We start from the raw sequence: 23,736 nt of genomic DNA, 5'->3' as shown, positions 1-23,736 counted from the left end.
GTGTAGGTTTATGAAGAAAAGTTTATTAATATTATTATGCGGACTTGTGTTTGTTTATACTGCATGTGATGAGTATGATGATACATATCCGGCAGAATATCATAAGATTATGTCTCTGAAACAAACCGGAGAAGAGAGTATTAACCTTTACAATACTGGTCAAGATGCTTCTTTTGATATTACAGTCATGAAGTCAGGATATGATCCGTTATTAACTGCTCAGGCTAAGTTGACTGTATTGTCGGATGAAGCGTTGAAAGAATATAACGAAGATTATACGATTTTACCTTCCACAACATATATGATAGAGGGAAGCGAAATTGATTTTCAGCCGGGAGAACTTTATAAGATCTCCAAGGTGGTAATGAAAACGAATGATATACAGACGTTGATGGAGCAGCCGGAAAATGCAGACAAGACTTTTGTCCTGCCCATTTCATTGGTCAGTTCTACCGATTCTGTGAATTCGATGAATAATCTGTATATTGTGAAGCCCGTGATTACTACTCCGAAAGTGGCATTTAAAGTCTCGGAGGAAGAATGTGTCAAAGGATTTACGAGTGAAACAGAACCTGCTTTGTTCGTTATACCTTTAGGTCTGGAAATAGACAACCAATGGGACTTTACAGTTAAGGTGGAAATTGTAAATAACGATGGAAAAGAAGGATTTTTGCCTTCCAATACAGTTACGCTGGAAAATGATGGAGTCGTAACGTTTGAACCGGGTAAAGAAGCTACATTGAAAGTTTCTGTGTCAGCAAGAAATGGCAGTGATTTGACAAATCTTGTCATAGGTGGAAAAGTTGCTATTAGGATTACAGAAGTAAGTGGAATCAGTTTTGATTATGGTACAGATGAATTTATCTTGACTGTGACAGGTAAGGAATATACGTATAATAATAAAGGATTGGATGCTTCTATGTTGAGTTTTAACTTTACAGCCTTTGCAAACGGAACAAGTGAGAACTTGTTTGACAAAGATGTTCTCACTTTTGTACAAACACCATTCCCTAACAGAGGTTTTAGTGAAACGAAGACTAATCCCTATTTTCAACTCACTCTTCCGGAGGGGGTAACGGACTTTGCACTTTCATTCACTCAATGTCATGAGAATCCAGTTGCTTTATTAAGAGGTTTTGATGTTATATGGTCGGCTGATGGTTCATTTACGGATATTCCTGATGCTAAGAAGTCTTATTCTATGGCTGAGCTGGATGCAGCAGGAGCTATTAATGTAGGTGCTTCCTTTACTACATCGGCTTGCCATAGTGCCACTCCTGTTAAATATATACGTTTGGTACAGACCTGGAACTGTGAGGGTACGACTGTTGTCGGATCTACTGAAAGATGGCATTTCCGTATGGCAGAGTTCAAACTTTACGGAGTATCTATCCAATAGGACATACTATTAGCCGTTTAATCCGTTGGCTGAGATATTTTTAATGAGAAATATCTCGGTTAACGGATTTATCATTTTTGGTTAAAAATCATTGGCAGATAACTTTGTATTTTATGGCGGTAGACATAGAAGCCATAAACTGAGATGAGGGCCGGATGTTGATGTCTGATAGTAGATAGGAATTTGGTGGAACTTACATAAAACGAATAAAAGTTCTCTCTATCCAGTGATATGAGAGAACTTCTATTTATAGAGAGGGCTTTTTAATTAGTCTTGATAATAATATTTAGTTAATATTGGGATTCAAAGAATGCCAGTCTTTGATTGCCGGGATGATACCCATTTCAATCACTTCATCGCGAAGTTTGCACAAATGTTCGTAGCTCTTTTCCAGTTCTTCTTGTTCGGAAGGAGATCCGGCCACTTCTTTGTAAGTAACGCCATCTTTCGTAATGGAAGTTTCCATAGCCATCATGATGTGGTCGAACTTACCATTGGAAACATAAGTACCGGCAGGCCAGCGGAACGGTTGTCCGCCCATTGCGGCAGCGATCATTTCGATAGAAAGATAAGCCGGGCTTTGGAAAGAAGAACGGCCACGAAGATCGATGATATGCTTGCCACCCTGTATGACACGTACTTTTAATGCTTCCCATTCTGTCAGCGGAAGACGGGTAGTTCCGATGAAATCAGTCAGCGGTTCACCTTTTACTTTGGTTGTTGAGGCGAATACGGCCATCTGTTCTCCATGTCCGCCATACGTACGGCAGTTTTGAATGTCGGAAGCGGGAATATGGAAATATTTCACCAGTTCATTCTGCAGACGGGTGCTGTCCAGTGCTGCCAGTGTAGAAACCTGGGATGGTTTCAGACCAGAATATAGCAGTGTGATCAATCCTGTGATATCAGCAGGGTTAAAGATGACAACGATATGTTTTACATTCGGACAGTATTGGCGGACATCTTTACCGAACTGAGCGGCAATTTCAGCATTTCCTTTCAACAAGTCTTCACGGGTCATGCCTGCTTTGCGGGCTGCACCACCGGAAGATACGATATAAGAGGCTCCTGTCAATGCTTCTTTGATATCGGAAGTATAAGTCAGATTCACGCCTTCGAAACCGCAGTGATATAATTCTTCTGCCACACCTTCCAGAGCGGGAGCAAAAGGATCATATAGACAAATATTCGGAGTGAGTTTCATCATCATAGCTGTTTGAGCCATATTGGAGCCGATCATTCCGGCTGCTCCTACAATCGTAAGTTTCTCGTTGGTTAAAAATTCCATAATTATATATGTTTAAAGATGAATAATCTGTTCTTGCTTATTACCGCTACAAAGATAACGACTTAATCGGATGATTGTTCATTGAAAATAGTTTTGTTTGATAACGAAAAGTTATATCCCTTTGGTGAAAGGGATGTGCCTAAAATAGATTATCTTTGCAGAGGATAAGAAACTTTCCTGTATCAATATGAATGACACCACCAAGTAGAGATATGGAAAGTTGCTGGAAATGATTTGGCGACAATGTAATTGTGCTGAACTTCTGTGCATTTCATCAAACAACTTTGTACGAATATAGAATAGGCAAATATTATTCAATTATAGTATCTACTCATGTTTTTTACAATCTCTTTAATTTGTTCTTTGAGTGATGTTGGAGACAATACCTCTATTTCATCACCATGCGATAATAGTTCTTGGCAAAAATCATAGGTCGGCTTTAATAAATACTCAAAAATGGAATAGCTTTTGGTCGTTTCAACTTCACTTTGCGAGTGATGCAAGGGCAAAGCTTTAATATATTGACATTTTTTGCCATATACTTTAATTCGGATTTTATCAATGTTACAAATTTCATCTACGACAATACCGAAACTAAACTCAAAATAACTTTGTGGATCAAAATCTGATGGATAATTAAACGTTATATCCGTAACTTGTAAGTTCTGAATACGATCGAGCGCATAAATCATTATAGTATCATAATAAGGACTGCGGGCTATGATATACCAGCGTTGTTTGAACACTTTCACACAGAATGGTTCAATTGTAAATGTATTAGCTTCTTCTTTCCAATAACTCTGATAAGTAATCTCAATAATCCGGTTTTCCAGCATTGCTTCAATAATTGAGGATAAATATTGTTTTCCGGAGGGGATATCCTCAAACAAGATTCTTTGTTTAAGACGATGGCTTTCGTTAGCTAAGTTATTTATGGCAAAGGTGTTAAGTAACCATTTTTTTATCTTGTCTTTATCAATATCATCGGCATTTTCTATGTAATAATAGTAACCAGCCCGTTTGTTACATTCAATATTGATATCAAACATTGTTTCAATCGCTTTCCGGTGGTTATGGAATGTTCGTAATGGAATTTCTTCTCCGTTACCCATTTCGGTGCGTAACCAGCGCTTATTAATTTCTTCAAATGTAATTTTTCCAGCACGATAAATTGTGTCTATCAACCAAATATATCTGTCAAATAAGCCTTTTGCCATAAAATAAGATTAGTAATTGTATTTATTTTTAAACTATAGTAGAACTCTATGTCCATTCCTATCTATATAATAAGCTTGATTCCCGTGTTTTACCGGAATTAATTGGGCATCTCCACAGCATAGCATTTCATCATATATAAATGGGATCATTATTTCTCCTTCAATGGTAATGCTCCCATATTTCCCTTGAAGGAGAGCTTGAATCCATCCATATTGATCTGACCACGAAATCCAATCATATTCGAATGGAATAATTATCTTTTCGGATATATCAATAACTCCCCATTTTTTTAGAAATTCTACAGCATACAGACCATTCTCCCACAGATAAATTTCCGAATATTTTAGTGGGATCAGAATATTATTATTCAAGTCGATCACGCCCCATTTTCCAGACTCTTCATATGATTCATGCTCTTCAAATCCAATATTGACAGCTATATTTGCTCCTCCGTTATATTTTATATTGTCATATATCGGAGGTATAACAAACTCTCCCTTATCATTTATCAGTCCGCATTTCTCACGACAGCAGGAGTAATTATCAGAGAGAATGGAGTTTTGTACCCAAACTACGGCAGCCTCTTTTATAAAAGGATATGCCGTAGTTATAATTATATTTTCTAAACCCGATTTAGCCATTCTATAGCTTCCGGTATTTGTTGTTTCAAGAAATCATGCCACTTGCCGGGACTAAAATAGCAAGAAGAATGTTTGATGAATATAATATTGATATTATTTTTTGAGTCCAATCTAATCGAGGTTTTCTTAGGATAAGCGTCATTGAGTTTTTCCAGTACATCAATGTCAGTATACTGAACTCCATATTTATCCATTATTTCTTCAAATAAAGTCACTGACTCAACTCCAACAAAAATGCAGTCTGTAGGTTGTAATATGTCAATAATGTGCAGAAAACATTTCCAAGCAATTTTATAGTCATTAATATTGGGACGTTCTTTAGTATCTTTAGAATAATCCATTTGCCTTTGGATGAAATTATAGTATGCGATTTCCGATAATGCTGTTTTGTTATCTGGTAGAATACCCCTGTCACACAAGGCCTCCATTATATTAGAATATGTTTTGCTAGACCAAGAATTATTAATTAATACCTCATATAAGCAATTTCTAGTGTGTTCTTTATCTCTTATAATTAATTCTCTCCTTTTCTCATTATTTTCATCACTATCTTCATTGAGATAGTGAGATTCACCAACTACTAAGAGTTTTCGTTTAGCACATTTATAACCTTTCCCCACCCAAGGGAACCACGTGAGATTTTCAATTTTATCAAATTGAGAATCTAATGATTTGTCTAAAATATTGTTCATGACGCTATAGTTTTAATATCATAATAAACCAACCTATATTTAAAAATATTGAGAGTGAAAGACCTGCAAATCGATCAATGGTATATAGCCAGTTTGCTTCAAATAAAGATACACAGCTGTTACGATATAGCATTCGGAGAGAAACAACATCATCAAAGTTTAAGAATGCGTAGATTGCAGATATAAGTCCAATTACACTACTTCCAATAAATAATATCCAGAGGAAAGTCCAACTTAGGAAATTCTGTATTAGAGAATCATCTAAGCCAGGTTTCCAAATGAGAAAGGCTACTATCAGCAAATATTTTATTATTCCTACACCAACATTTTTCGTTTGTAAGGTTAATCCTCCAATAAAAACTGCAGATAGTATTAGAAGCTCAAGTAGCCCTTTGTGTGAGATTATTGTTCCATCGTCTTTTATTGGTGGATTACTAAATAGAAATATAGCTATTATCGAAAAAATAATGCAAAATATAACTCCTTCAAAATTGGCAATAATCCACGATATAAATGTTTTCATAATATCCTACTTTAATAATTCAACATAAAAAATCACCTTTCGTATAATTTCCATTTCCGGAGTAATTACTACTCCATTTCCATTTCTAACTATTTTCAGAATTACTTTAATTTGTTTTGTCATAGTTGATTAATTTAATTAACCGATATTTATCGGATTATCGATGTTCCGGTTGCCTAAAAAGAAAAAAGGACGCAACACTATCTTTTCTCTATTTTTCGGTTAGGCTCTGGTAAGCCCGGAATCAAAATAGGTAAAACAGTCTGCGCCCTTAGAGGGTACAAACCTGCTTCGACCAATATTTTAGATTCCTTGTTTAATTTACCAGATTTAACCGAATCAAATAATAGTCCGCAAGTTATGCTATATGTCTTTAAATAATCTATTTCTTTTTTGCTGTTTCTTTAGTTCATTTACAAAATTACAAAAACTATTTGAATCAAGAAATAAATCGATAAGATATATCGCAGACTGTTATGTTCGCAAAATAACAACCATGATATGCCAATTCGTTTCACAGGATGCTTGTTTTTACAGAATTATGTGTGTCTTTATGGGGCGGTAGTTTACGTTGCAGGGCAAAGGTTGTGCAAGGCTTAGAACATATAAGATTTCTGGTAAAATACTCTTTGGATAGAGTACGACAGTACGATTTTTATCAGAACCGCTTGCAGCTTGGTCATGTTTGTTCGTTAAGAGTTCGGAACAACCTTAGCCTCTTCAACGAAAATGCCTGACTCCACTTTTCTCTGATTATCGCATAAATCGCTCTTTTACAACCTTCTTTCTGAGCTCTGCTTTTAGTCTCGTTTTTATTTCTTATCTTTGTTCGTTATATAATAAATAGATAAAAGTATGAGTATCGAATTAGGAAAATTCAACCAGCTCGAAGTGGTAAAGGAAGTCGATTTCGGCTTATATCTCGACGGAGGAGATGAAGGTGAAATCCTGTTGCCCACCCGTTATGTACCCGAAGACTGTAAGGTAGGGGATATGTTGAATGTATTTCTTTATCTGGATATTGACGAAAGACTGATTGCCACGACACTGACTCCGTTGGTGCAGGTAGGGCAGTTCGCCTGTCTCGAAGTCTCTTGGGTGAACCAGTTCGGGGCATTTCTCAACTGGGGATTGATGAAAGACTTGTTTGTACCCTTCAGTGAGCAGAAGATGAAAATGCAGGTGGGAAGATCTTACGTGGTCCATGCTCATGTGGATGAGGAAAGTTATCGTATTGTAGCTTCGGCGAAGGTAGAACGCTACCTGTCGAAAGATATGCCCGATTATGCTCCGGGTGCGGAAGTGGATATCCTGATCTGGCAGAAGACGGACTTGGGTTTCAAAGCGATTATAGACAATAAGTATAGTGGGTTGCTGTATGAAAATGAAATATTCCGTGCGTTGGAGACCGGTATGCAGATGAAGGCGTTTGTGAAACAGGTACGCGAAGATGGTAAGGTGGACCTGATACTTCAGAAACCGGGATTTGAGAAAGTAGATGATTTCTCGAAGACTCTGTTGGAATATATTCGGGAACATGGCGGACGGATCAATCTGAACGATAAAAGTCCTGCGGAGGATATCTACGATACCTTTGGTGTCAGCAAGAAAACTTTTAAGAAAGGTGTAGGTGACTTGTATAAGAAACGATTGATTTCTTTGCATGAGAACGGCATTACTTTGGCAGAATCCTAAACAGAATAGGGAAATCCCTATGCAGGAATAGAGAGAATCATTGGGGTGGGGAGTTTTCTCACCCTATTTTTGTGATATCAGTTAAAGATAATAATTTTAAAAACAGATAAGCTATGCGTAAGATAATAATAAGTTTCTGTATTTTGCTCGCTGCCCTTTCTTTAAAAGCGCAGTCTGTCAGCGGAATCCGGATTGATGGCGGAGATACTCCGATTCTTGTTTATTTTGGCGGAAGGCAGATGTGTTATCCTACTACTACTTGTTTCGTTGCCAATCTGAAACCGGGAAATTATACCATTGAAGTGTACGCTTCCCGCCCGACTCGCCCGGGAGAACGTGTATGGAAAGGAGAACGGTTGTATAATGACCGCGTTTACTTTAACGGAAACGAAGTAAAAGATATTATTGTAGAGGAACGTGGAGATATCCGTCCGGGCAGACCCGGAAGACCGGGAACCGGTCAGGGTGGACACCGTCCGGACTATAACCGCTACGACAGAGTGATGAATGACCAACTTTTCAAGAAGTTCTTTGATAGTGTGAAGAATGAGCCTTTTGAAAAAGATCGTATGGGGTTGATTACAACTGCATTGGCGAACTCTGATTTTACATCGGAGCAGTGTCTTCAATTGGTGAAGTTCTATACCTTTGATAATGAACGGCTGAAGATTATGAAAATGATGTATCCTAATATTGTAGATAAAGAGGCTTTCTTTACAGTGATCGGTACTCTTACATTCTCCAGTAACAAGACCAAAATGAACGATTTCATCAAGGAATACGAAGGACGCTGATCATACATTAGTTCACTAAAAACGATACGGTTATGAAAAATATACATATAATCCTGTTTTTCACGTTGTGGGTAATACTCGGTAGTTGTTCTACTTATTACGTATCCAACAAGCAAGTGATGGAAGTTCAGCAGGGAATGTCACGGCAGAATGTAGAAAAAATCTTGGGCAAACCGGATTACAGACGTTTTGACGGAGATGGCGAGGAATGGGAGTACCACCGGATTTCTTCAGTGCTTTACGGCAACTCGATCAAGATTATTGTATATTTTGCAGATGGAAGAGTTACGAGTATGGATACCTTTAATGGTGATGAGATACTTCTTCCGCTGCCTCCGGTTGTGATGTCTCCTTCCGTTGTTGTAACCAATACGGATCCGGTTCGTCCGCCACGCTATGAAGAAAGTTCCCGTCGCAGAACGCTTATGATGCATGATGAATTTGATCGTTTTCTTAGTGATTTCCGGATGGTGATCATGTCTGATGAGCAGATTAAATATATAGATGATGTTTTGTTGGATTGCAATTTTACTTCTGCCCAGTGCGGAAAGATCATTGATCAGATAAGTGGTTCGGATGCTCAGATGACTGTGATGAAACGTATGTATCCGCAAATAGTGGATAAAGAAAATTTTGCTCCGGTGGTCAATAAGCTCTTTTCGTCTTTTGACCGTGACAAGATGAAGGAATATATCCAGGCTTACCACGGTGACCAACGACCGGGAGACATAGGATATGTACGGCCCAGAGCTATGAGTTCAGCCGATTTTGACCGTTTCTTCAATGAATATAGAGGTAAATCTTTTGAGTCTGACCGTATCAGGATGCTGGATGAAGTTGTACCCCCTTCGGGATTCACTTGTGCCCAATGCCGTAAATTGGTGGATATGTGTACTTTTCAGACAGATAAAAAGAATATGATAAAGAAACTTTATCCGAAAATCGCAGATAAGAAGAACTTCTCCATACTGACAGATGTTTTCACTTTTGAGATGGACAAAAGAGAGATGAGGGAGTTTGCGGAATCTTACGATAGCGGACGTAACTAAAAAAGAATGAAACCATGAAAAGAATTCTATTTATATTATTAGTCGTGACTGCCAGTACCACTGTAATGGCGGGAATGAGTACCAGCAAGGTACGTAAGGAGACACGTTTCCTTACTGATAAGATGGCATACGAACTGGACTTGAATAATCCTCAATATAATGATGTGTATGAGATTAACTATGATTTCATTTATTCGCTTCGTAATATTATGGATTATGTAGTACGGGGTGATGAGTGGGCATTAGATGATTACTATGAAGCGCTGGATATTCGTAACGATGATCTTCGTTGGGTGTTGAGCGATGCGCAATACCGCAGATTCCTGGGAGCTGAGTATTTCTATCGTCCGATTTATGTCACCGGTGGAAGATGGAATTTCCGGATTTATATCAATTATCCGAATCGTAGTTTATTCTATTTTGGTGTACCTTATCATTACCGGACTTACAGTGGCGCGCACTATCGTCCTCACATCCATCATGTAAGTTTCTATCGGGGAAGATATAATAATTTTGTGCACTATCCTACGCCATATCGGGTAAGAGATCAGCGGGTATTCCATTCTTATCGTCGTTCAGACTTCGGTTCTGTACGTTTCCGTCCGAACACTTCCGTTCGTCCGCATAATGCACCTACCCGACCGGGGGCTTCGGGACGTCCGGGAGCAACGTCACGACCTAATACTTCGGGACGTCCGGGAAATACTTCCCGTCCTCGTCCAGAAACGAACCATAGACCGTCCACTTCAGGCAGACCATCTACATCGGGCAGGCCGTCCACTTCCGGAAGACCTTCCAACTCTGAAAGACCTTCGGTCAATGAACGACCGTCTACTCCGGGCAGACCATCTACTCCGTCCAAAGATGATAAACCGAATAAGGAAGTAACTCCGGGCAGAGACCACAACAGAGGTGAAGGAGATCGTCATTCAGGAAGTCGTCCGGGAACGAGTACAGGGTCTTCGAATTTCAGTCGCCGTCCGACAAGTAGTGGTACGAGCACAAACCGTGGAAGCAGTTCTTCCGGTCGAACAAGCAGACCTAATAGCAGTACCACCAATCGGAATAATGATAGTTCAAATCGGGGTGGCAGCAGCTCCGGTAGGAACAGCAATTCCGGCAGTAGTTCCAGCAGAGGGAACGTATCCGGCAGATCAACAGAAAGAAGCTCATCTTCAGAAAGTTCGAGAAGCAACAGCAACCGAGGTTCCTCTTCCCGTTCTTCAGAAAGAGGAAGCAGCTCAAGAAGATAAAACCTATTCCTTTATTAATAAATTATTGCTCCTCAGCGGTAGGAGAACTGGACTCCGGCGTTTCGCCGACTAGACTATTCAGGGCGTCGCCCGTAACTTGGATATCGGGGCGGATACTATCCGCCTCGATTTCACTTATTAATCCTTTCTTGGCGAGGCGTCCGGCAATCAGCTTATAATAGCCTTCCATATTCTCTTTCAACCGTCCGTTTTCCGCAAAGGAACTGCGGAAGTGTTTAGGCTTCGGGATAATAGAAGCCAGAAAAATACTTTCTTCGGTCGTGAGTTGCGAAGGGCGTTTGTTGAAATAATAGGCAGAGGCTTCCTGAATACCATAAACCAGCGGTCCCCATTCGGCTATGTTCAGATAAACTTCATACATACGTTCTTTAGAAGTCAGCCTTTCTGTCTCTATCAGCCATACGATGAGCGCTTCTTCCAATTTGCGGGCAAAGTTCTTGTTCCGGTTGAGAAATACGTTTTTTACCAGCTGCATGGTAATTGTGCTGCCTCCTCTGGCGAAACGTTCGACTTGCAGGTCATAAATCAAAGCTTCACGCATCGCATCAGGCAAAAAGCCCTTGTGGTAGAAAAAAGCTCCGTCCTCACTTTGCATGACCGACATCCGCAGCAATGGAGAAATGCTGTCCAAAGGAGTAAAATGTTCCCATGAAGGTCCGACAGGAAATGTTCTGACCGGTACTCCGTTTTCATAGGCGGTATAGACAAACTCTTCGCTCATTTTTGAAAGAGATGTTGCACCATATTCTATTATCCGAAAATCTTTTTCTTTCAATTCGGACTCAAACTTAAGGCTGTCTAGTCGGGCAAAATCAATATCTAACAGAAAATGATAAGCCAGCTCACCACTTGTTTTTATACCTTCCAGATTGCTGAATAAGCCTTTGGGCAAAGAACTGAATAGTTCGTCGGCCGGAAACCATGATTTATCTGTGGCAGCAGTGAAGTGCCATTGATTTTCATTCTTTTCTGCCCGCAGATAGGGATGAAATAGTATTTGGTTGAATAATACCGTCGTCGTACTGTCCAGTTCCAGCGTTTGCTTGCCGATATTCATCTGATACGTGAGTTGTCCGCGATCCAGATGGATCACTTCGGGAGAAAGTGCTTTGTGAAATACATCAAGTCCGCTTACTTTCGCCTTACCGTCAAGTTGCAGTTGGTTTTCGGTACGATTTTCTTTAGTCATACTATAATATAAGGTATCGAAAGTAACTTCTGCTCCAAAACGGCGGTTGATATACGGTATTGAAACTTTCTTTTTCTCTGTGGCAAAAAGTTCTGCCTGCAGGGTATGTACCTTTCTGTTCAGTTCTCCTGCTGCTTCCCATTGTTGAGTCAGTGTATCTTCTTTTATTTTGATAGTGGACTGAAAGCGATTGTTTTCGATTGTAAAGGTGGGGATATTGACCGTTACGAAATTGCTGTCTTTTCGTTCGGTTATATTAAGTTGAGTCAGTTGACCGTTTTCAGGGAGGAAACCATATATTAAGTTTAATATTCGGTTGATGCGATGGACGTAATTGGTTTCTATGACTGCCTCTGTGGTTGCTTCCGGGCGGTGTCCGGAGAATAGAAAATCATAGTTGGCTACACTGTCCCGTTTGATAAAAGCGATTGCCAGTCCGTCCATACGGACATTGCGGACTTCAATATTTCCTTTCAGCAGTTTCCAGAAATTCAGCCTGACGTTGACGGATTGTAGTGTAAGAAGGGTATCCCGTTGGGCGGGAACGATGGAAAGCCCTTGCAGGGTAACTTCGTTACATCCCTTCATCTGTAGATTCTGATAATGAATTTGCAGTCCGTATGTTTGTTCAATATGAGTCGTGCGCTTGTTAGTTATGCTTTGCAGAAGCATATTGCGGCTCAAATAGATACTGATAAGGCAGATAAACAAGCCTCCTCCGATTGATAGAAGAAGAATACTTTTTTTGCTGTTCTTTTTCATCTTTTGCCTTTAATAAGTTATTGGCTGCAAAGGTAGATAATATTCTGTTCAACAAGATATAAACAGTCTTTTTTATTAGTGTGTCCGCTTATGAGCGTACAACTGTTCATTTTCGTACATCTTATTTTTTATTCTTTGTGTTGATTATTAGCTGTTTATCGTTTTGGCATACCCCTTGCATTTATAGAGTCGAAGGCGGGCAACAAAAAAGATGAAAAAAAGTTCAGATAGTTGCAACCATTCCATATAGACGTTCCGTCTAATAAACAGAAGAACAAAAAAAGAAAGTTGAACTAATAAAAAATATACAATTATGAAAACTACAGTATTATTCAGAATGATGGTTTTAGTGGCAATGGTAGCTGCTGGTATCGCTAATACAGAGTTGAAAGCACAGGACAATAACTTCATTACTAATGAAGAGATAGTAGATGATCTTGTTGTTTCGAAGGTGATTTACAGACTGGATGGTTCTCTCTATCGTCACATGAAATATGATTTTATTTATGATGATCAAAAGAGAGTAGCAGCTAAAGAAGCTTTCAAGTGGGACTCATCCACTGAAAAATGGATTCCGTATTTCAAGATCGATTATACTTATTCTTCTAATGAAATCACATTGGTATATGCACGTTGGAATAATTCTCACAGAGCTTATGATGATTCTGTAGAAAAGAGTGTTTATGAACTGAATGATGCTAATATGCCGATCGCGTATATGAACTACAAGTGGAATGACTATAAATGGATTGAAGAATCAGCCGGCAACTGGGCTATGAATATACAGATTCCGGTAACAGATGAAGCAGACTTGCTGCTTGCCGGAAGATAATAATACCGGGGATTGTGAAATTCTCTTTCTCTCTTAAGGTTTTAACAAACGAAAACGGTGGATTACCCAAACGAGGGAATCCGCCGTTTTTATTGTATCTGTCTGAAAGCGGTGCTGTTTACTAGGTTGTTCTATTTAATGAGCGGCAGATATTCTCCATATCCTTCTTCTTTCATTTTTTCTTTCGGGATAAAACGCAGCGAAGCACTATTGATACAATACCGCAATCCGCCTTTGTCCTTTGGCCCGTCTGTAAATACATGTCCTAAATGCGCATCTCCTGTCTTGCTGCGTACTTCTGTCCGTATCATTCCGTGAGTAGTATCTTTCTTCTCTGCGATTAGCTCTTTCTGAATCGGTTTGGAAAAACTGGGCCATCCACAACCGGAATCAAATTTGTCTGTGGAAACAAACAACGGTTCTCCGGTAGTGATATCTACATAAATGCCGGGGCGGTGTTCATTCCAGAACTCGTTATGGAAAGCCGGCTCTGTGGCATTTTTCTGAGTCACTGCATACTGTTCGGCAGATAATTTCTTACGGAGAGTGGCATCGTCCGGTTTTTGATAAGTTGCGGTCTTGGGAGCATTCGCTTTTCGTGCCATTTCAAATAAAGCCGGATTGATATGGCAATATCCGCCCGGATTCTTATCCAGATAATCTTGGTGATAGACTTCTGCCGGATAAAAGTTTTTCAATGGCTCCACTTCAACGGCAATCGGTTTGTTGTATTGAGTGGCTAATGCCTGGATCGCCTGATTGATGGTGGGGAGATCGGCTTTATTGATATAATATATACCGGTTCTGTACTGTGTACCACGATCGTTCCCCTGTCGGTTGAGGCTGGTCGGATCGATTGTCTGAAAATAGAGGTTGAGCAATAAACTCAGATTTACTTCTTCCGGATCATAGACAACCTTCACTGTTTCGGCAGCATTTGTCTTGCCCGAACACACCTGTTCATAACTGGGATTGGCAACAGTGCTGTTGGCATATCCCACCTGAGTACTTTCTACTCCTCTGATTTGTTTCAGGAAGTGTTCGGTTCCCCAAAAACATCCTCCTGCAAAATAAATTTCCGCTTGACTTTTCATTGGTTTTGCAATTCCTAAAAATACATTACTAATTGTTAGAATCACTGCGATGATTATATGTTTCATAACTGTTGGTTCTTTCTATAGTAACGGATGAACCGGTGGATATGTTTTAGAAATCTCTTACATAAATAACAAGTGCTTTTGGGGAAGTTTGAAAACATGAGTAAAGTCTTAAAATAGAATACGTTTCCGATGTATTCTATTTTTAAGGCTTTTGATAAATAGCTGGAAATCTGTTCTATTCTATGATTTCTCCTTTATAGAAATCCAGTATTTTAGTACGGAATAGATAATCGTATTTAGCTTGCAGTTTATCCGACAGTGCTTTGGTCAGGTTTAGTTTCGCTTCATTGTATTCCACAAAAGTAGCTTTACCGTTATTGAATTTTTCGCTCATCAACCGAAAAGATTCTTCGTTGGCTTTCACTGCAACTTCGCTGGAGTTATATTTACTTTCTGCAGCTACTGCATTATACCAGGCTTGCTGGATTTCTTTATAAAGTACTTTCTTGGCGTTATCCAGTTGCAGACTCATATTAAGATGTCTCAGACGTGCAGTGCGGACACGATTTCGGGTAGTAAATCTGTTAAATATAGGAACACTAAGACTGAGACCTAAGCTCTTGTTACGATTGTCTTTCATTTGCTGTCCGAAAGTGGGGGTTAGAGCCGAAGAATAACTTGTGCCCCAGTTGCCTCCTAAATTGAGTTGTGGGTAAAAACCGCTTTGTGCAATGCGAATACTTTTTTCGCTTCCGGACAATCGGTACTGAGCAGCTTGAATTTCCGGTTTTGAAGTAAGTGCATACTGGTAAATTTCGTCTGGCGGTGTCAATGGATTAAGAATAAATGTCGTATCAGCATTTTGGATGGAGAATAGCCGGGGAGTTTCTAATTCTAGCAACTGGCTTAAATCAAGGAGTGCTATCTGATAATTATTATCAGCTTGGGTTGCATATAACTTGTCTTGGGCAACACGTGCCATACCTTCTGCCACTTCCGCAGGAGATGCTTTCCCTACCTCTTGCAGACGGGCAATCCGATCTGCCTGTTCTTTGCTTAGCTTGGTCTGGTTGATAGCGACTTGTCTCAACTCTTGGTTCAATAGTACTTGCAGATAGGCGGAAGCGACTTGGATAGCGATATCATCTTTGGCTTTATTCAAATCAGCTACGGCTGCCTTGAAATTTAGTTTGGCAAGCGCATATTGATTAGGTAATTCGAAACCTGTAAACAATGGGATGCTGGCGGAGAGTGATACGTTTGTACCGTAATTGTATGTATTTTTATATACCTGAAATTCTTTTCCATCAGCGTCTTTTTCGGTAACTCCACTACGTCCCCATGCCCAATTCTCTCCAGCGGAACCGTTGAGGGACGGTAGCCGTGCCCACTTTGCCGAGCTAACTTCAACAGCGCTTTGTTCTACTTCATTGGCAGATTGTCGTACAGTGATATTATGTTCAATGGCGTAATCGATACATTGGCGTAATGTATAATTTTTTAATAGTACTTCGGATTCCTGTGCAGAAACTATCATAGCTCCGGTCAAAAGTATGAATGCTAATTTTATTCTCATTGTTATAGTCGAAGTTTAGTTATTTATCTTTTTTCTCAGCACCGCGTAATTTGGTCTGAGCGGTTACACCTTTTTTTATCTCAATCTTGATACCGTCACTCATTCCGGTAGTCACCTGTGTACGTTCGAACTTCTGTTGTGGTACAGAGTCCGTCATGATATACACAAATGTAGAGTCACCGCTGAACTCAATCGTACTTTCGGGTACTGCCAGTACTTTGCTGGCACGCTGGAGCACAATCTCTGCATTGGCGGAATAGCCGGAACGAATCTGCACGGTATCCGGAACAGTGATGGCAGCCTTGATTTCAAATTGATTGGCTCCGTTGGTTTCTACTCCTTTCGGTGAAATATATTCGAGAATAGCATCAAAAGTCAGATTCTGTAAAGCTCCGATCGTCAGTTTAATCGGCATTCCTTCATGGATGCGTCCTACTTCGGTTTCGTCAATATTACCCCTGAAAATCAGGTCATTCATATTTGCCACCGTAGCAATGGTGGTACCATCGTTGAATGTATTACTCATGATTACGGAGTTACCGGCTTTCACTGGTACGTCCAGAATTAGTCCGTCAATGGTAGAGCGGATCATGGTGCTACTGAATGAAGCACTGTTTTTAGTGATTCCTTCTTTTATAATTTCCAGATTATCTTTGGCAGTCTGATTCTCTTCCCGTGCCTGCTTTACCGCTACTTCTCCTTTTTCGTAATCTTCACGACTGATAAGCTGATCTTCATATAACTTCTTGATACGGGTAAAGTCTGTTTCGGCCTGCTTTGCATTGATCTCTGCCAGGCGGACGCGACTTTCTGCGGAGTTCAGTTGTCCGAGTTCGGGAATTACTTTGACTTTGGCGATTACTTCCCCCTTTTTTACGCTCTGTCCCGCTTCTTTGAATACCTCGTCTACAATACCGGAAATCTGAGGCTTGATTAAAATTTCATCTCTCGGCTCTACCTTTCCGGTGGCTACTGTAGTCTTTTCAAGGTCCGTGACTTCTGCTGCCAGTGTTTCATATACGATTACTTTAGGCTTGGATTTCTGATAAAGAAATACGAACGTTCCGACAAGGATTATGGCAATAATTACCAATAATGTGATTTTCAGATACTTTTTCATTTTGAATATATATGTTTAATTTTTAATTCTTCATTTAACTCTCAACTCTCCACTTCTACTCATCTCTGATCGCTTCAATCGGTTTGATAGCCATCGCACGGTAAGCAGGTGCCAGTCCTGCCAACATACCTAATGCGATCAGCAGGGCGCAGGTTCCGACTGCTAATCCGAAGCTGACTTGGAAATGGGCATCTCCTCCGTTGGAGTTCGCTCCCATCTCAACCAGTTGCAGCACCATGACGGCAAAAGAAATTCCGAACATACCGGCGATAGTTGTCAAAACCATGCTTTCAGATAAGATTTGCTGCAGGATGTCTTTGGGGCGAGCACCGATGGCACGGCGTATGCCGATTTCTGTAGTGCGTTCTTTCACTGTCACCATCATGATATTCGATACACCGATGGCGCCTGCCAGCAATGTACCCAAACCTACCATCCAGATCAGAATATGGATACCGGTGAATAAGTTGTCCACCATGGAAAACATTGCTTCAGCGTTCAGATACATAAGCGCCTGCTTGTCATTAGGGGCAATATAGTGTGCTGCCTTGATGATTCCTTCCATCTGGGGTTGTACATCGGATACCTTTACTCCTCGTTTGACGGTGAAGCAGATTACATCAATTTGTCCGCCCAGATTATAAGTCTGCTGCATGGTGGTGAATGGAAGGGTGACAGCTTCCGAGGCACGTCCCTGTATGTTCATATCTCCTTCGGAAGAAGACATACCGATGACTTGATAATAGATGCCGTCTACCCGTACATATTTGCCGCACGGGTCTTCTCCCGGTTTGAACAGGCTTTCGTAAACACGCTTGCCAATAACGCAGACCTTACGCGCTTCTCGGATATCTACGTCGTTGATAAAACGCCCGTATGCCATTTCCTGTGATTCGATATGGAGATAGTCGGGATATAATCCTTTCACACTGCAATCGTATTTCTTGTCTCCATAAATAGCGTTGGATCCCCAACGGGCAACGGAAGGGGTGATGACTTCCACATCCTTTACCTGCGAGCGGAGGCGTTCGATGTCGATGGCTTCCAGATCCCACCAGCGTCCTTTACGAAATCCTTTATAGGCTTCTCCCGTTTTTTGGGCGGCAAGGAAGCCGGAGTTGGTGGCGAATCCCTCAAAGTTCTTTTGCATCATATCCTGCAATCCCTGTCCGCCGCCGATAAGCGCCACGAGCATGAAGATTCCCCAGAATACACCGAATGCCGTCAGCAGGCTTCTTGTTTTATTTCTTGTGATGGTGATGAGGATTTCCTCACAAGTATCTATGTCTATTCTCATAATCTTTAATCGGCTCTAAGTGCTTCGATCGGCCGGATGCTGACTGCCTTGCGGGCAGGGAACAATCCGGCTAATGTTCCGGCTATTACTAATGTGAGTGTAGCTTGGATGGCAATTCCTATGTCAACCGTTGGATTCAGGAATACCGTTTCGGACCATATACCGTTATCCATAGTCTGGTTTCCGAAGGCATTGTTCATCCATTCGGTGGCTCCGATACCTGCCACCATACCTATATATCCGAATATGGTGGTAATCGTGACACTCTCTACGATTATCAGCCAAAGGATAGAAAGCGGTTTGGCTCCGAGCGCTTTGCGGATGCCAAATTCTCGGGTACGCTCTTTAACGGTAATCAGCATAATGTTCGAAACTCCGACAATTCCACTTAATAAGGTGAAAATGCCAATCACCCAAATGGCAATACGAAGCATCGCCGATCCTTGCTGTTGCTGCAGATAATTGGTGAAACGATTCCATATCCAGATGGCGCTATGGTCGGTCGGGTCAAAACGCTGGTTGGCGCCGATCACTTTACGGTAGTGGGCTTCGAATTCCTCGTTAGACTCTATTGTTTCCAAATTCTTGGTGGTCATGATGAGGTTATTCAGCTTGTCTCCTTTATTATAAATCGTTTGCAGAGTTGTGAACGGAAGATAAGCGTCGCTGTCTCCGCTGTCACCTTTGTCATTGTACAGTCCTACTACCTGATAGACAACATTACCCGCATTCACGAATTGTCCGATGGGATCGGTATGTGTTTTGTCGAACAGGATTTCGGCAGTCTTTTTGTGGAGTACAATTACTTTCCGTCGTTCTTTAATATCGATTTCGTTAATGAAACGTCCCTTGAAAAGCTTTACTACTTCCACTTCCGTATGGTTGGGATATACTCCGGAAAGATTCAGGTTGACATATTCCGGTCCGAAGCTAAGGTTCACACCTCCCTGATATACGGTTGCTCCGGCCTTGATGACATGATCCGGAAAATTCTTATTGGTCGTATTCAAGTCTTTGTTATCCAGTCGTATCCGCCTTCCTTCCTTCAGACCGTCGTATGATTTACTGGTCCACCCCGGAAAAATCTTGATGGAGTTCATGGCCCGTTCCGAAGCCGACTGTTCGAACGCGTGAATCAGCCCGTTGCCGGCTCCCAGCAGGACGATGAGCATAAATATTCCCCATGCGACGGCAAATCCGGTGAGAAAAGTCCTCAACTTATTGCGTTTGATGGTACTATATATTTCTTGCCAAATATCAATCATATTTTAAGTAATAAGTTATAAGTAATAGGTAATAAGTATTAGGTATTAAGTATTAGGCTGCGCTGTGACCGCATGGAATTAATACCTAATACTTATTACCTATTACTTATTTCATAATTCCGTTTTGGCCGAATGGAGAGGCGTCGTGGTCGAGGTTCTCTTCAATCCGTTCGATAATACCATCTTTGATATGGATGATCTTGTCCGTTTGGTTGGCAACACCGCTTTCGTGGGTTACGACGACGATGGTCATTCCCATTCGATGCAAGTCTTTCAATATCTGCATTACTTCTACGGAAGTTTTGCTGTCCAGAGCACCTGTTGGTTCGTCGGCAAGGATGATTTGCGGCTGGGTGATTAATGCGCGGGCGATGGCTACACGTTGTTTTTGTCCGCCACTCATCTCATTTGGCATGTGGTGTGCCCACTCCTTTAGTCCCAGTCGGTCGAGATATTCCAGAGCGAGTGCATTCCGCTTTTTGCGGCTCACACCTTGATAAAATAAGGGAAGTGCCACGTTTTCTACGGCATCCTTGAATGATATCAGGTTGAATGACTGGAAAATAAATCCGATCATACGGTTTCGATACTCGGCGGCTTTCGTTTCGCTCAAGTCTTTGATAAGTACGTTGTTCAGATAATAATCCCCGGTATCGTAGTTATCGAGTATTCCTAATATGTTTAGTAAAGTAGATTTGCCCGAACCCGAAGCTCCCATGATGGAAACGAACTCACCTCGCTGAATGTCGAGATTGATGCCCTTGAGTACATGGAGAGGTGCTCCGTTGTTGTAGGTCTTGTTAATGTCTGTTAGTTTTATCACAATTTCCCTTATTAAGTTTCTTTTTTCTTTTTATTTTTCACTATTAGACGCATGAAAGATACGAAAAGTTGCAAACAGAGTGAACTTTTTTGAAAAAACATTTTGTAGACTCAATCTTCTTTACGTAATTTGTGTGCAGTAAACTTTATAATTAACTAACCCTTTTAAATAAAGTATCATGAATTCAAACATGGAGAAACCCTACGTAGTAGGTATTGACATAGGCGGAACAAACACCGTCTTTGGGATTGTAGACGCACGCGGAACTATTATTGCCAGTAGCTCGATTAAAACAGCCGGCTATCCGACTGCTGCAGAATATGCTGACGAAGTATGCAAAAACTTGCTTCCGTTGATCATCGCTAATGGTGGTGTAGATAAGATCAGAGGTATCGGTGTCGGTGCTCCTAATGGTAACTATTATACCGGAACTATTGAATTTGCTCCGAACTTGCCTTGGAAAGGAATTCTTCCGTTGGCTGCTATGTTTGAAGAAAGACTGGGTATTCCTACTGCTTTGACCAATGATGCTAATGCTGCTGCTATCGGTGAAATGACTTACGGCGCTGCCCGTGGTATGAAAGATTTTATTATGATCACTCTGGGTACAGGTGTAGGTAGCGGTATCGTTATCAACGGTCAGATGGTTTATGGTCATGACGGTTTTGCCGGAGAATTGGGCCACGTAATTGCACGTCGTGACGGTCGTGTTTGTGGTTGCGGTCGTAAAGGCTGTCTGGAAACTTACTGTTCGGCTACCGGTGTAGCTCGTACTGCTCGTGAATTCCTGGCTGCTCGTACTGATGCAAGCCTGCTTCGTAATATTCCTGCTGAAAACATCACTTCAAAAGATGTATATGATGCAGCTGTACAAGGTGATAAACTGGCACAGGAAATCTTCGAATTTACAGGTAATATTTTAGGTGAGGCTTTGGCAGACGCTATTGCATTCTCCAGCCCTGAAGCAATTGTATTGTTCGGTGGTTTGGCTAAGTCGGGTGATTATATCATGAAACCGATTCAGAAAGCAATCGATGACAATATCCTGAATATCTATAAAGGCAAGACTAAATTGCTTGTTTCCGAACTGAAAGATTCTGATGCTGCTGTACTGGGCGCCAGTGCTTTGGCTTGGGAATTGAAAGATCTGAAAGAATAATATCATTTTTTTATAATAAAGGTAATTGGATCCCCGGGGGCGTTGAGTTTCCGGGGATTTTTTGTTTTACAGGCATGCTGAAAAATAACAAAGAATCTTATACCCCTAATACAATATTGACATCGATATTCAATTTTCTGCTAATTTTACGAGCTACTTTTAAGGTTGGTTCGCTTCTGCCAGTAAAATAATCACTGATACGGGAAGGACTGACTCCAAGCAATTCTGATAATTTAGCCTGACTAAGTCCCATTTCATACATACGAAGTTTTATGATATCAACCAAAGAAGGAGTTTTTATTGGATAATACTCATCCTTGTATTCCTCTACAAGTGCTGACAATAAATCTAGTTCAATAAGATTTTTGTCAGATAAAGGAGTGTCATCATCAACTAATGGAAGAAGTTCTTCTATTCTTTCCATTGCAGCTTTATAAGCAGTCTCATTCTGAATCTTTGCCATATCTATACGTTTTTAACATCTCAATTATTTTACTTTTGGCTATACTCTCATGATTGCACTCTTTTATTCAAAGATAATTATTATGTATTGAAAAACAAAACAATGTACTATTTTTCAATATATAAAGTGAGGAGGTAGGTGATAGGTACTTATATGGAAAAACGAATCTTTCCTTCGAAATAGACTTTAGAACATTTTATGCATCTATGGTTGCTAAAAAAATATCAATTCCTGATCCGCTCTATGAATAACCGATAAATTTTGCATCTATGGTTCTCTTCATGCTTGTATATCTCGTGTTTTGCTATTTATTTGATCTGTTTGTGCACTTACTAATAGTGCATTATTTGAGAATATCGTTTTTAGGTAAACAAAATGATACTTGTTGAATGTTGGGAGCAGGAGTTGAAATAGAATTCAAATCGTCTGAAAGTAGATGAGTTTGTGATAATCTTTGGGTAAAATGAACTTGGTTTTAAAGAAAGATACCGTTGGTTTAAAACCAACGCCTCGTTCCTTTAAAACCAAACCCACTTTTTAATCCTTTGAAAACTTGCATATTGCTTTGGTTTTATGCAGAAAAATAGTTGTATATTGCATATTTATAAGTGATTTTATGCAATAATTTGTCTGAAACACAGATTTTTTCTGTTTATTAATAGTGGAAATCTTAAAAATGGGACATTGAATTCCGCTTTCTCTATTGTTGCCAATCGAACAATAGAGACTTTTGCGATGATGACACTATCCTGATCACATACTGTCGGTATCCGGTAGGTATGGTAACACTATACCAGCAGGATGGTGTCACTATGTTCAAACGCTCGTTATGACAAAAGTATGGAAGAGAAAGACTTGAAATAAAAAAGAGGAAATCCCGTTACCGGAACTTCCTCTTTTTTATTTCGAATCTCAGAGTTCAGCTTAGTTGTTAACTCTTTTTTCTTTGATTCTAGCTTTCTTACCAGTAAGAGCGCGCAGGTAATACAATTTAGCGCGACGAACTTTACCTACCTTGTTCACTTCGATGCTATCGATAGCCGGTGATTCGATTGGGAAAATTCTTTCTACACCTACAGTACCTGACATTTTACGTACAGTAAAACGTTTCTTGTCTCCATGACCGGCGATTTTGATAACAACACCACGGTACAACTGTACACGTTCTTTGTTACCCTCGATGATACGATATGCTACTGTTACAGTGTCTCCTGCTTTGAAGCTCGGGTGCTGTTTACCGGTAGCAAATGCTTCTTCTGCAATTTTAATTAAATCCATTGTTGCTATTATTAAATTGTTTTATCGTTACAACGCAACATACCAAGTATCTCTTCTCTTGACAGCGATTGCGCGAAAGCGGTGCAAAGTAACGAATTATTTATCAGATAGCCAAATGTTTTGGAGAAAATGATCGGCTGGGAACTGGTATCGAATGTTTTTAGGGTTACATCAAACAAATGTGGCAATAGATTTGTATCTTTATGATTGGGAATAGGAAAAAAGGCGCTGCCGGGGAATGTGGAGAAGGGTTCACTTCTCTTTTGCAGCAGCCTTTATTGATCATTTTAAACAGTAAA

General features: G+C 40.4%; 21 protein-coding genes. 7 read left to right on the top strand and 14 right to left on the bottom strand.

Annotated elements, in window-relative coordinates; translation table 11 throughout:
* Positions 1–10 precede the first annotated feature (10 nt).
* Positions 11–1,399, top strand: a complete 1,389-nt coding sequence (locus tag ACHLI0_RS10465; RefSeq protein WP_490749106.1) for a DUF1735 domain-containing protein — start codon at positions 11–13, stop codon at positions 1,397–1,399.
* 286 nt (positions 1,400–1,685) lie between these two features.
* Here the strand turns inward: ACHLI0_RS10465 and ACHLI0_RS10460 are convergent, their stop codons facing one another.
* The 5 genes from ACHLI0_RS10460 to ACHLI0_RS10440 all read right to left on the bottom strand — a co-directional run bounded on the left by ACHLI0_RS10460 (position 1,686) and on the right by ACHLI0_RS10440 (position 5,761).
* On the bottom strand, positions 1,686–2,687 hold the full coding sequence (locus tag ACHLI0_RS10460) for a malate dehydrogenase (RefSeq protein ID WP_413555556.1): 1,002 nt from the start codon (positions 2,685–2,687) through the stop codon (positions 1,686–1,688).
* A gap of 314 nt (positions 2,688–3,001) precedes the next feature.
* Positions 3,002–3,904: a WYL domain-containing protein gene (locus ACHLI0_RS10455; RefSeq protein WP_490749105.1), complete on the bottom strand. Its 903-nt coding sequence runs from the start codon at positions 3,902–3,904 to the stop codon at positions 3,002–3,004.
* A gap of 33 nt (positions 3,905–3,937) precedes the next feature.
* Positions 3,938–4,546, bottom strand: coding sequence for a WG repeat-containing protein (locus tag ACHLI0_RS10450; protein WP_490749104.1), 609 nt, complete (start codon positions 4,544–4,546; stop codon positions 3,938–3,940).
* Entirely contained in the window at positions 4,528–5,238 is a 711-nt protein-coding gene (locus ACHLI0_RS10445) for a hypothetical protein (protein ID WP_490749103.1), read from the bottom strand. The genes ACHLI0_RS10450 and ACHLI0_RS10445 overlap by 19 nt, the downstream gene beginning before the upstream one ends.
* A gap of 4 nt (positions 5,239–5,242) precedes the next feature.
* A complete protein-coding gene (locus ACHLI0_RS10440) occupies positions 5,243–5,761 on the bottom strand; it encodes a hypothetical protein (RefSeq protein ID WP_490749102.1) in 519 nt (172 codons plus the stop codon).
* A gap of 855 nt (positions 5,762–6,616) precedes the next feature.
* Between ACHLI0_RS10440 and ACHLI0_RS10435 the strand changes: the two genes are divergently transcribed.
* The 4 genes from ACHLI0_RS10435 to ACHLI0_RS10420 all read left to right on the top strand — a co-directional run bounded on the left by ACHLI0_RS10435 (position 6,617) and on the right by ACHLI0_RS10420 (position 10,552).
* Positions 6,617–7,456: a CvfB family protein gene (locus tag ACHLI0_RS10435; protein ID WP_008765158.1), complete on the top strand. Its 840-nt coding sequence runs from the start codon at positions 6,617–6,619 to the stop codon at positions 7,454–7,456.
* A gap of 113 nt (positions 7,457–7,569) precedes the next feature.
* Positions 7,570–8,250 (top strand): proline and serine-rich protein 1 family protein, encoded by a 681-nt coding sequence (locus ACHLI0_RS10430; RefSeq protein ID WP_016269890.1) that lies wholly within the window; start codon positions 7,570–7,572, stop codon positions 8,248–8,250.
* 32 nt (positions 8,251–8,282) lie between these two features.
* On the top strand, positions 8,283–9,299 hold the full coding sequence (locus ACHLI0_RS10425; protein ID WP_490749101.1) for a DUF4476 domain-containing protein: 1,017 nt from the start codon (positions 8,283–8,285) through the stop codon (positions 9,297–9,299).
* 14 nt (positions 9,300–9,313) lie between these two features.
* A complete protein-coding gene (locus ACHLI0_RS10420) occupies positions 9,314–10,552 on the top strand; it encodes a hypothetical protein (RefSeq protein WP_490749100.1) in 1,239 nt (412 codons plus the stop codon).
* Between the two features lie 22 nt (positions 10,553–10,574).
* On the opposite strand, the gene ACHLI0_RS10415 is transcribed toward ACHLI0_RS10420, so the two are convergent.
* On the bottom strand, positions 10,575–12,524 hold the full coding sequence (locus tag ACHLI0_RS10415; protein WP_490749099.1) for a biosynthetic peptidoglycan transglycosylase: 1,950 nt from the start codon (positions 12,522–12,524) through the stop codon (positions 10,575–10,577).
* A gap of 313 nt (positions 12,525–12,837) precedes the next feature.
* Here ACHLI0_RS10415 and ACHLI0_RS10410 point away from each other — a divergent pair, with 313 nt between their 5' ends.
* Entirely contained in the window at positions 12,838–13,356 is a 519-nt protein-coding gene (locus ACHLI0_RS10410) for a DUF3836 domain-containing protein (protein WP_490749098.1), read from the top strand.
* Positions 13,357–13,487: 131 nt separating this feature from the next.
* Here ACHLI0_RS10410 and msrB read toward each other — a convergent pair whose 3' ends face one another.
* The 6 genes from msrB to ACHLI0_RS10380 all read right to left on the bottom strand — a co-directional run bounded on the left by msrB (position 13,488) and on the right by ACHLI0_RS10380 (position 20,537).
* Positions 13,488–14,516 carry a peptide-methionine (R)-S-oxide reductase MsrB gene (gene msrB / locus ACHLI0_RS10405; RefSeq protein WP_490749097.1) on the bottom strand — a complete coding sequence of 343 codons (1,029 nt, stop codon included), beginning with the start codon at positions 14,514–14,516 and terminating at the stop codon, positions 13,488–13,490.
* 175 nt (positions 14,517–14,691) lie between these two features.
* A complete protein-coding gene (locus ACHLI0_RS10400; protein ID WP_016269884.1) occupies positions 14,692–16,032 on the bottom strand; it encodes a TolC family protein in 1,341 nt (446 codons plus the stop codon).
* Positions 16,033–16,051: 19 nt separating this feature from the next.
* On the bottom strand, positions 16,052–17,152 hold the full coding sequence (locus ACHLI0_RS10395; RefSeq protein ID WP_008763619.1) for an efflux RND transporter periplasmic adaptor subunit: 1,101 nt from the start codon (positions 17,150–17,152) through the stop codon (positions 16,052–16,054).
* Between the two features lie 55 nt (positions 17,153–17,207).
* Positions 17,208–18,449 (bottom strand): ABC transporter permease, encoded by a 1,242-nt coding sequence (locus ACHLI0_RS10390; RefSeq protein ID WP_196069121.1) that lies wholly within the window; start codon positions 18,447–18,449, stop codon positions 17,208–17,210.
* Positions 18,450–18,454: 5 nt separating this feature from the next.
* Complete coding sequence (locus tag ACHLI0_RS10385) at positions 18,455–19,714, bottom strand: ABC transporter permease (protein ID WP_008763621.1); 1,260 nt, start codon at positions 19,712–19,714, stop codon at positions 18,455–18,457.
* Positions 19,715–19,820: 106 nt separating this feature from the next.
* On the bottom strand, positions 19,821–20,537 hold the full coding sequence (locus ACHLI0_RS10380) for an ABC transporter ATP-binding protein (protein ID WP_008765150.1): 717 nt from the start codon (positions 20,535–20,537) through the stop codon (positions 19,821–19,823).
* Positions 20,538–20,715: 178 nt separating this feature from the next.
* Between ACHLI0_RS10380 and ACHLI0_RS10375 the strand changes: the two genes are divergently transcribed.
* Entirely contained in the window at positions 20,716–21,696 is a 981-nt protein-coding gene (locus ACHLI0_RS10375) for an ROK family protein (protein ID WP_008763623.1), read from the top strand.
* Between the two features lie 97 nt (positions 21,697–21,793).
* On the opposite strand, the gene ACHLI0_RS10370 is transcribed toward ACHLI0_RS10375, so the two are convergent.
* A complete protein-coding gene (locus tag ACHLI0_RS10370) occupies positions 21,794–22,159 on the bottom strand; it encodes a helix-turn-helix domain-containing protein (protein WP_490749096.1) in 366 nt (121 codons plus the stop codon).
* Positions 22,160–23,083: 924 nt separating this feature from the next.
* Positions 23,084–23,437, bottom strand: coding sequence for a 50S ribosomal protein L19 (gene rplS, locus ACHLI0_RS10365; protein ID WP_005675578.1), 354 nt, complete (start codon positions 23,435–23,437; stop codon positions 23,084–23,086).
* Positions 23,438–23,736: the final 299 nt, after the last annotated feature.

It is taken from the genome of Bacteroides sp. RCH18 (assembly GCF_058231005.1).
This window is presented reverse-complemented; position numbering and strand designations above follow the sequence as displayed.

Bases quoted from the DNA above. Each gene is read 5' to 3' on its own strand.
- ACHLI0_RS10375 (WP_008763623.1), top strand. From the start codon at position 20,716: ATGAATTCAAACATGGAGAAACCCTACGTAGTAGGTATTGACATAGGC.
- ACHLI0_RS10390 (WP_196069121.1), bottom strand. From the start codon at position 18,449: ATGAGAATAGACATAGATACTTGTGAGGAAATCCTCATCACCATCACA.
- ACHLI0_RS10400 (WP_016269884.1), bottom strand. From the start codon at position 16,032: ATGAGAATAAAATTAGCATTCATACTTTTGACCGGAGCTATGATAGTT.
- ACHLI0_RS10420 (WP_490749100.1), top strand. From the start codon at position 9,314: ATGAAAAGAATTCTATTTATATTATTAGTCGTGACTGCCAGTACCACT.
- ACHLI0_RS10450 (WP_490749104.1), bottom strand. From the start codon at position 4,546: ATGGCTAAATCGGGTTTAGAAAATATAATTATAACTACGGCATATCCT.
- ACHLI0_RS10385 (WP_008763621.1), bottom strand. From the start codon at position 19,714: ATGATTGATATTTGGCAAGAAATATATAGTACCATCAAACGCAATAAG.
- ACHLI0_RS10455 (WP_490749105.1), bottom strand. From the start codon at position 3,904: ATGGCAAAAGGCTTATTTGACAGATATATTTGGTTGATAGACACAATT.
- ACHLI0_RS10370 (WP_490749096.1), bottom strand. From the start codon at position 22,159: ATGGCAAAGATTCAGAATGAGACTGCTTATAAAGCTGCAATGGAAAGA.
- ACHLI0_RS10445 (WP_490749103.1), bottom strand. From the start codon at position 5,238: ATGAACAATATTTTAGACAAATCATTAGATTCTCAATTTGATAAAATT.
- ACHLI0_RS10465 (WP_490749106.1), top strand. From the start codon at position 11: ATGAAGAAAAGTTTATTAATATTATTATGCGGACTTGTGTTTGTTTAT.
- ACHLI0_RS10440 (WP_490749102.1), bottom strand. From the start codon at position 5,761: ATGAAAACATTTATATCGTGGATTATTGCCAATTTTGAAGGAGTTATA.
- ACHLI0_RS10395 (WP_008763619.1), bottom strand. From the start codon at position 17,152: ATGAAAAAGTATCTGAAAATCACATTATTGGTAATTATTGCCATAATC.
- ACHLI0_RS10415 (WP_490749099.1), bottom strand. From the start codon at position 12,524: ATGAAAAAGAACAGCAAAAAAAGTATTCTTCTTCTATCAATCGGAGGA.
- ACHLI0_RS10435 (WP_008765158.1), top strand. From the start codon at position 6,617: ATGAGTATCGAATTAGGAAAATTCAACCAGCTCGAAGTGGTAAAGGAA.
- rplS (WP_005675578.1), bottom strand. From the start codon at position 23,437: ATGGATTTAATTAAAATTGCAGAAGAAGCATTTGCTACCGGTAAACAG.
- ACHLI0_RS10460 (WP_413555556.1), bottom strand. From the start codon at position 2,687: ATGGAATTTTTAACCAACGAGAAACTTACGATTGTAGGAGCAGCCGGA.
- ACHLI0_RS10425 (WP_490749101.1), top strand. From the start codon at position 8,283: ATGAAAAATATACATATAATCCTGTTTTTCACGTTGTGGGTAATACTC.
- ACHLI0_RS10410 (WP_490749098.1), top strand. From the start codon at position 12,838: ATGAAAACTACAGTATTATTCAGAATGATGGTTTTAGTGGCAATGGTA.
- msrB (WP_490749097.1), bottom strand. From the start codon at position 14,516: ATGAAACATATAATCATCGCAGTGATTCTAACAATTAGTAATGTATTT.
- ACHLI0_RS10430 (WP_016269890.1), top strand. From the start codon at position 7,570: ATGCGTAAGATAATAATAAGTTTCTGTATTTTGCTCGCTGCCCTTTCT.